We start from the raw sequence: 7,958 nt of genomic DNA on the forward strand, positions 1-7,958 counted from the left end.
ATCTCGTCATGTCCCATGCCGTCCGAACCATGACCATGCATTCCATGCTTCATGCCGCCGCCGGACATTTGTGCCTGTGCATCGCCTTGCCCACTTACGCAAAGCGCAAAAACCGCGACAACGATAAGTGAAGGCCGAAGGAGGGGGCGATGGACAAGATTAAAATAGAGCCGGGTCATAGAAGGGTTCGCTTCGGTTGGAACTAACTAATTCCTGCTAGCATGAAACCTGGACCAAGTCCCAGACTTGCATCAACACTTGCTGCGAACAAGCGGCAAGTGAGACTATAGGCAAACTGCCACTCACCACGATCTGGGCCATTCATATAACCTCCAGATGCCAGAACGCCCCTGGAGGTAGAATGGGCTTAACCCGGCATCTTCTCGAAGGCCGGGATGCCGTCATCAAGGACGGTCGCTTTCATCTTGCTGGACGTATACACATTCACCTTCGGGGCGAATTCTGCATCTTCGTTGATGACGCCAGCGCGCAAACCGAGCATGCCTTCGCGGGCTGAATTCTGCGTGAACAGCGGCGTTCCGCAAGTGCCACAGAAATGCTTGGTCATCGTGTTGCCAGCGTCTGACTTGTGTTGGTACGTTTTCGGCGTTCCGGTGATCTTTACATCGCCTTGTTTCATAAACATCAGCGTGGCATATGCGCTGCCCGTGGATTGGCGGCATGCGGTACAGTGGCAATTCGCCATGACCGGCACGTCGCCATCGGCTTCAAATGAGATTTCGCCACAGAGGCATTTGCCGGTAAGTTTTGTCATGGGATTCCCTTGGTTTTTGGCATCGGCGCCATCACAACACTGAGGAAAATTGCAACGATCTTCAAGGGCCGAACAAAGATTTGAACGAATGCAACCCGGTGTTGAAGCTAACGACATGGTGTGACTGATGCTCCGTTTCCTAGCTACAGGGACGGACCAGCTCAAAGGGTGACGATCGGCCACCCGACAACTCATTGGAAGACCCCCAAAAGGCGCAAAGACGTACGGATTTTACAGGTTTTGTGCCAGATTTCTGCTGTTTCAGCAAAATTCGGTGCGAAAGCTCACTGGACTTTCTGCAAGCTTGCGCACAAAGCCCTGTAAATAGGCCATATTTTTCGTGTGTTTTTGGTGACCCCGGCAGGATTCGAACCTGCAACCTGCCCCTTAGGAGGGGGCTGCTCTATCCAGTTGAGCCACGGGGCCGGAAGTGCCTCATTTACCGTTTCGGCATGGCCTTGTCACCCTCTCGGTGGCCAATAACTGTCCGGTGATGCTTGAATTCCTCGCAGACTTAGCGCTAACTCGGCTTACACACTTTTATGAGGACTACCATTGACAGATCGCGTCCAACGCCCACTCACCCTGCGTGATGTCTCTGCGGCATCTGGTGTTTCCGAAATGACTGTGAGCCGGGTTCTGCGCAACCGCGGTGACGTCTCCGAAGCGACACGTAAAAAGGTGTTGGAAGCGGCCAAAGACCTTGGCTATGTGCCCAATCAAATCGCGGGGTCGCTGGCATCTCAACACGTCAATCTGGTTGCCGTTGTCGTGCCCTCGCTCAGCAACATGGTCTTTCCGGAAGTGCTGACGGGCATCAACCAAGTGCTTGAAGATACACCGCTTCAGCCTGTCTTTGGCGTCACCGATTACATGCGGGACAAAGAAGAGCGTGTTTTGTACGAAATGCTGTCGTGGCGACCGTCGGGTGTTATCATCGCCGGGCTTGAGCACTCCGACGCGGCCGCAGCCATGCTGCACAACTCGGGCATTCCCGTGGTCGAGATCATGGATACGGACGGCAACCCGGTCGACAACGTCGTTGGCATTTCGCACCGCAAGGCGGGCCTCGACATGGCCAAGGCTATCCTGAAACAGGGCTATTCGCGCATAGGCTTCATGGGCACGTCCATGCCGCGCGACCACCGCGCGCGCAAACGCTTCGAAGGTCTGACCGAAGGGCTTGCCAAGGCAGGCGTCGAAATCGAGGCGCGTGACTTTTATTCGGGGGGTTCAGCGCTGGCCAAGGGCCGTGAAATGACGGCTGCAATGCTGAAAGAGAATCCTGACCTGGATTTTCTATACTATTCCAATGACATGATTGGCGCTGGAGGGTTGCTGTACCTGCTGGACGAGGGGATCGATGTGCCGGGCCAGATTGGTCTTGCCGGTTTCAACGGCGTCGAGCTGTTGCAGGGCCTGCCCCGCCAGCTCGCCACGACGGATGCATGCCGACTTGAGATTGGCCGTGCGGCCGCGGAAATCATTCTGGAACGATCCAAACCTGACAGTGATCAAACGTCACGGCACATTACGCTGACGCCGAAGATTTCCTACGGAGACACATTGCGCCGCAATCGGCGCACGTGACACCGTATACCCTCACGAACCAAGCCGCCCGACGGATATTCCTGGATCGTCACGCCCTGTCCGAGGCGCCCCAAGGGCGTGCTGCGGGGGCTGACCTTTTGCAAATGATCCACCGTCTTGGCTTCGTGCAACTCGACAGCATCAATACGGTTGCGCGCGCGCATGATATGATCCTGTTTTCGCGCAGGCCTCAATATCGCCCCAAGGCACTCAAACGTCTTTACGAACGCGATCAAGCCTTGTTCGAGCATTGGACCCACGACGCAGCTGTCGTACCGATGCAGTTTTATCCCCACTGGAACTTGCGTCGCCAACGGGACGCCGACCTGCTCCGCTCACGCTGGAAGGATGGCCGCCGGGAAGGGTTCGAGGCGCAATTCGAAACCGTCCTTGATATGATCCGGGAACGCGGGCCGCTTTGTTCAGCGCAAGTCGGCGAAGGGGAAAAACGCGGCAGCGGCGGCTGGTGGGACTGGCATCCCTCCAAGACCGCCTTGGAGTACCTGTGGCGCAGTGGCGCGCTCACCGTCGTCAAACGACAAGGGTTTCAAAAGCACTACGATCTGACGGAACGTGTTTTGGATGCCAGCGTGATCGATCCTGCAAATGCGCCGGACACCGATGAAACAATCGACTGGTGTTGCAGGGGGGCGTTGGACCGTTTGGGCTTTGCCACGCACGGCGAACTGGCGGCATTCTGGGCGCATATTACACCTGCCGAGGCAAAGAGATGGTGCGCCGCGGCGTTTTCACGTGGTGATATTGTCGAAATCCTTGTTACCAACGTCGATGGATCGACCCGGCCAGCCTTTGCTTGGCCGAACATTGCCCATGACCCTGCTCTGGGCATTATACCCACACCCCGACTGCGCGTCCTGAGCCCGTTTGATCCCGCCTTGCGTGACCGCAAACGCGCCGAGCGGTTGTTTGGCTTTGACTACCGGATCGAGGTTTTTGTCCCGGAACCCAAACGAAAATATGGATATTACGTGTTTCCGATTCTTGAAGGGGATCGTCTGGTCGGGCGAGTCGACATGAAAGCTTTTCGGGATGAAGATCAGTTGCGCGTCCGCGCGCTTTGGCCCGAGCGCGGCGTGCGGTGGGGCAAGGGGCGTTGCGCCGCCTTCGAACGTGAACTGGAGAGGGTCCGGCGCCTTGCCGACGTCCGAGAGGTTGTTTTTGCAAACAACTGGTTGCGCGACGCGAAATGACGCAGCCCTGATTGCACTTGGCCGCAGAACGGCTAGGCTCCGACTTATGTCAGATCAGCAATCCCATTATCCTATAATACGCTCCGTTGGCTTGAACGGCATTCTGGTGACGTTTGGCGATACAGCGACGGATACGGCCAACCGGGCCGCCATCGCCTTTCGTAACGCTGTTGATACACTGGGCTGGCCCGAGGTCGACGAGAGCAGCAGCACGCTGGTGTCCGCCTTCTTTCGAGTTGATCTGGCACAGCACAGTTTTGCCGTGATCCGCGACCGGTTGCAGGATACTCTGGCGTCACAGGACTGGACCGACGTGGCACTGCCCCCAGGCCGCACCCTTTGGACAATCCCGGCCGTGTTCGGCACTGACCGCGCGCCGCAACTGACCGAAGCGGCCGAGGCAGCAGGCATGACAGCCGAACAGGCCGAAGCGGAATTGACCGCCGCCCGGTTGCGCGTCCTGACGATCGGGTTTGCCCCCGGCCAGCCCTATCTGGGCACTTTGGGCGCCGCATGGAACATCCCGCGCCAGGTTGGGCTTAGTCCGAATGTGCCCGCAGGCGCTCTTGTCGCCGCTGTTCGTCAAATCTGCCTGTTCACCAAAGACACACCCACAGGCTGGCGACATGTAGGCCAAACCGCTTTTCAGTGTTTTCGACCACGAGGCGACATGCCATTTCCGTTGTCACCGGGTGACGAAATTCAGTTCACGCAGATCACAGCACAGGAGCTTGCCCGGATAGAGACGCATAATGCGGATGGCTCAGGTGGTGCAGTGCGCGAGGTTCTGACATGAACGGGTTGATCGTGCATCAGGTCGGCCCCGGCGTCGCGGTACAGGATCTGGGTCGTCCCGGCTTTTTGGCCAAGGGTCTGACGCGCGGCGGGGCATCTGATTTGCGCGCTGTCCACGAAGGGGCTGCTTTGCTCAAGCAAAGCCCGGCATTGGCGGTTCTGGAAATGGCCGGCACTGGCGGTACGTTCGAGGCAACCGTACCGCTGCGTATCGCCCTGACCGGCGCGGCGATGAGCGCGACGATCGATGGCGAGAACGCGGTCTGGGATGCAAGCCACCACATGCCCGCAGGATCCAAGCTCGTGATTGGTCCATGCCGCGAGGGGACGTTCGGGTATCTGCACGTCGGCGGAGGGCTGGCAACAGAGCCTTTGTTGGGCGCGCGCGCGACCCATCAATCAGTGGGTCTGGGAGGTCTCGTTTCCAAGGGCCAAACCCTGCCGATTGGTAAGGATACCGGACGCGGAGTGGGCATGACCCTGCCTCGCGATGGACGCTTCTCCGGCGGTGATGTTCGGGTTGTACCCAGCATGCAAACCGAAGATTTCGACAATAACATACGCACCCGTTTTGCGAAAACTGAGTTCCGCAGGGATCCACGCGCCAATCGTCAGGGCATTCGGTTGGACAGCGATGGCGAAGGGTTTTCCAATCCAAAGCAACTCGGTGTCGTCAGCGAAGTCATCGTCCCCGGCGACATTCAGATCACCGGAGACGGCACTCCTTTCGTCTTGATGGCAGAATGCCAGACCACAGGCGGCTATCCCCGGATCGGCACTGTGCTGCCTTGCGATCTGCCCCGTGTGGCGCAGGCTGCAGCCGGGGCCGTGTTGCGCTTTGCCTTCGTGAACCTTGACAACGGTGCCGCCATTCAGGCGCGGGCCGACGCGGAAGAGGCAACGCTTGGCCGCCGCGTTACGCCCCTGATCCGGGATCCGCATGCGATGCAGGATCTCTTGAGCTATCAATTGGTCGGCGGCGTCGTTTCCGCCACACATTCTCCATTCGAAGAAGGATAAGCTTATGCAGGTCGATCTGAACGCAGATATGGGCGAAAGCTTCGGCCCTTGGACGATGGGGGACGATGCAGCCCTGCTGGAGACTGTCACGTCCGCAAATATCGCATGTGGCGCGCATGCGGGTGACCCGGACGTAATGGCCAAGACGATGGGTATTGCACTGTCGAAAGGCGTCGGTATCGGATCGCATCCCGGTTTCGCAGACATACAGGGCTTTGGACGACGGCGCATGACAATGCCGCTGGCATCGCTTCAAAACTCGATCCGCGTGCAGGTCGGAGCAACGCTTGGCATGGCCAAAGCCCTCGGAGCCACCGTCCGTCACGTCAAGCTGCACGGCGCATTGGGCAACATGACATCAGAGGACGAAGACATGGCACGCGGATGCTATGAGGCGGCACTCTCGGCACACCCGGATGCCATCCTGATGGTGCTTGCCGCCACTGCGCAGGAAACCGCGGCCCGCAGCCTTGGCGCCCGATTTGCCTGCGAAATATTCGCCGATCGCGCCTATAACGACGACGCAACACTCGTGGACCGGAGCCTGCTCGGAGCCGTCATTCACGACGCTGCACTGGCCGGGCGACGCATGGTCGACATGGTCAAGGCTCAGGCGATCATCACCGCATCCGGCAAACAGATCGAAACGCCGATCGACAGCATCTGCTGCCATGGCGATACGCCGGAGGCGGTTGAAATCGCAGCGTCCGTACGACGCACGCTAGAAGCCGAAGGCATTGCGGTGAAAACCTTTCAGGGTCGGGTCAGATGATCAAAACGGCCGCTGCAGATCGCAGAATGAAAGAGATTTGATAGTGGGCGCGAAGGCTTGACGCGAAATAACCCTTTCTATGTCACAATCCAGAGGCCGCCTGCAAAACCTTGAAGGCTCCGCCGAACGGCCTACTGGATGTGGTCTTGATTCCTAGTCGACCGTCAGGCGCAACTTGGCCAGATCAGTTCCAACCACTACGTCCCCTTCAAAACCGCCGTCGCGTGCTGAACCTACATAATCTGCTTCCGTAAGAGGGGCTGATAGTGGGTATGGACCTTGTCGCGGCGCGCCCAGTGGCGGAATGAGATGGGTGTACATCAGGTTCTTAACAGCTGCCCGCGCAGCCAAAGACCCGAGGTCAGTCGCTGTTGATTGCCGATAATAGATAGGCGGTGGAAACCCGGTTGTTCCGTCCGGCCCCATGACCGGGTGAATAACCGAATGCACCAGAATGTCGGCATCCTGGGCCAAAAGCTCGACTTGCGCCGACGTTGATGTATCGCGCGGTGGGGCTGGCGCGTCGTTGCCGGCGTCACCGCCAATCACAACACTCCCCGCAGGGGTATCGACCCGGTATGACGCATGGCCCGCCACATGCCGACTGGAAATGGCAGAGACCATGACATCGCCGCTCTGCCAGACAACCTGTGGCTCTTGCGACGGTCCAAATGTCATCACGTTGAGAAGGTCCGCAGGACCACCAGGCAGGCGTTTGGGATTCTCCGCCAGGCGTTGCGCCATTTCGCCGGACTGGATCAGAGCATCGCCAATGTGCACTGCATAGTTCGGGCAACTCATCGTATGCCCCGCCGGAGATTTGGCATCCTCGTGACACACCAGATCGACCTTTGGACCAGCGGAATTGAAATGCCATCGCAGCTGCATCAGATCCGCCAGACCTTCGGAATGGTCAGAGTGGATGTGCGTGAAAAACACCGCCGTGACCTGCCCTGCCGGAACGCCGATTTTCGAAAGTTGCTGCGTCGTGCCACGCCCGGTGTCGAACTGCAAAAGCACATCCCGGCAGTTGCTCTCTTCGGTACCGTATGTCACCAGTGTACCGGATCCCGCTTGCCCCTGAAACACGGGTGGCCCGCCCTGTGTTCCGGTCAAAGTGACTTCCAGACAAGTGCCAGCAACAGCCTCTGACCCCATTCCAAACATCGCAAATGCGACAGCCAATGACGCGGCTTTATATCGTCCCATTCTTTCCTCCCAAGAACTTTGATTTTATTGTTGTGAGTTCACGCTATCGGCGAAACCTTTTCCTGTCAAAACCGGTATGCGGCGCAGCGTTGATCCTGATTTGATAAGCCGCTGCGCCCTTTTCACCATCCGCACCGAAAATCTTGGCAAAGGCCAGCAAGGATGGGTAGGCAACGATAGTTTTCACACAGCCCATTTGATCGAACGTAGTTTTTATGAGGTCTTGCAAGGCTCACCCCGAGGCAACAGTTTGCGTTTGAAATCCATGCCGTATTTCACCGCAGTCGTATGCTTACAGTGGAGAGACCTACGCCAACGCCCTTCTTATCTTGCGACCGTTAAGCCACTTACAATTGGGCGTTGCTCCTACGCGCATGCCGACCGGAGGGTCGGACCCATTCGCGTCTGGGCAAACCCACTTCAGTGCCCTGCCCTTTTGTTTCGCAATAGCTGCCACGTGCGACGCAGGGCAATCGCGTTTGGCATCATGCCTCTTACAGCCCATTGAGAACGCTGCATAAGAATGCCTCGTCCCATCCAGCTCGCTTGAGTTTAATGCTGAGAGAGCCTTTGGATGTGTCGCGTC

At 58.0% G+C, this 7,958-nt stretch carries 7 protein-coding genes and 1 tRNA gene; 5 read left to right on the plus strand and 3 right to left on the minus strand.

What is annotated here, in order from left to right; translation table 11 throughout:
- Window positions 1-367 precede the first annotated feature (367 nt).
- Together LC354_RS24985 and LC354_RS24990 are read right to left on the minus strand one after the other, a co-directional pair.
- Window positions 368-775, minus strand: a complete 408-nt coding sequence (locus LC354_RS24985; protein ID WP_223428686.1) for a GFA family protein — start codon at window positions 773-775, stop codon at window positions 368-370.
- Window positions 776-1,124: 349 nt separating this feature from the next.
- Window positions 1,125-1,201: transfer RNA gene (locus LC354_RS24990), tRNA-Arg, on the minus strand.
- Between the two features lie 129 nt (window positions 1,202-1,330).
- Between LC354_RS24990 and LC354_RS24995 the strand changes: the two genes are divergently transcribed.
- From LC354_RS24995 to LC354_RS25015, 5 genes are read left to right on the plus strand one after another with little or no spacing between them, the layout of a single operon-like run.
- Window positions 1,331-2,365 (plus strand): LacI family DNA-binding transcriptional regulator, encoded by a 1,035-nt coding sequence (locus LC354_RS24995; protein ID WP_223428687.1) that lies wholly within the window; start codon window positions 1,331-1,333, stop codon window positions 2,363-2,365.
- Window positions 2,362-3,576 (plus strand): winged helix-turn-helix domain-containing protein, encoded by a 1,215-nt coding sequence (locus LC354_RS25000; RefSeq protein ID WP_223428688.1) that lies wholly within the window; start codon window positions 2,362-2,364, stop codon window positions 3,574-3,576. The genes LC354_RS24995 and LC354_RS25000 overlap by 4 nt, the downstream gene beginning before the upstream one ends.
- A gap of 46 nt (window positions 3,577-3,622) precedes the next feature.
- On the plus strand, window positions 3,623-4,372 hold the full coding sequence (locus LC354_RS25005) for a 5-oxoprolinase subunit B family protein (RefSeq protein ID WP_223428689.1): 750 nt from the start codon (window positions 3,623-3,625) through the stop codon (window positions 4,370-4,372).
- Complete coding sequence (locus LC354_RS25010; RefSeq protein ID WP_223428690.1) at window positions 4,369-5,391, plus strand: 5-oxoprolinase subunit C family protein; 1,023 nt, start codon at window positions 4,369-4,371, stop codon at window positions 5,389-5,391. Before LC354_RS25005 ends, LC354_RS25010 begins: the two co-directional genes overlap by 4 nt.
- Window positions 5,392-5,395: 4 nt before the next feature.
- Window positions 5,396-6,163 carry a LamB/YcsF family protein gene (locus tag LC354_RS25015; RefSeq protein WP_223428691.1) on the plus strand — a complete coding sequence of 256 codons (768 nt, stop codon included), beginning with the start codon at window positions 5,396-5,398 and terminating at the stop codon, window positions 6,161-6,163.
- Window positions 6,164-6,316: 153 nt separating this feature from the next.
- Here the strand turns inward: LC354_RS25015 and LC354_RS25020 are convergent, their stop codons facing one another.
- Entirely contained in the window at window positions 6,317-7,372 is a 1,056-nt protein-coding gene (locus LC354_RS25020) for an MBL fold metallo-hydrolase (protein ID WP_223428692.1), read from the minus strand.
- Window positions 7,373-7,958: the final 586 nt, after the last annotated feature.

Origin of the sequence: Tateyamaria pelophila, assembly GCF_019966495.1 — a bacterium.
GTDB classification, from domain to species: domain Bacteria; phylum Pseudomonadota; class Alphaproteobacteria; order Rhodobacterales; family Rhodobacteraceae; genus Tateyamaria; species Tateyamaria pelophila.

What these genes read in the sequence shown, in the direction of transcription:
- LC354_RS24985 (WP_223428686.1), bottom strand. Translation starts at nt 775, where the DNA reads ATGACAAAACTTACCGGCAAATGCCTCTGTGGCGAAATCTCATTTGAA.
- LC354_RS25005 (WP_223428689.1), top strand. Translation starts at nt 3,623, where the DNA reads ATGTCAGATCAGCAATCCCATTATCCTATAATACGCTCCGTTGGCTTG.
- LC354_RS25010 (WP_223428690.1), top strand. Translation starts at nt 4,369, where the DNA reads ATGAACGGGTTGATCGTGCATCAGGTCGGCCCCGGCGTCGCGGTACAG.
- LC354_RS25015 (WP_223428691.1), top strand. Translation starts at nt 5,396, where the DNA reads ATGCAGGTCGATCTGAACGCAGATATGGGCGAAAGCTTCGGCCCTTGG.
- LC354_RS25020 (WP_223428692.1), bottom strand. Translation starts at nt 7,372, where the DNA reads ATGGGACGATATAAAGCCGCGTCATTGGCTGTCGCATTTGCGATGTTT.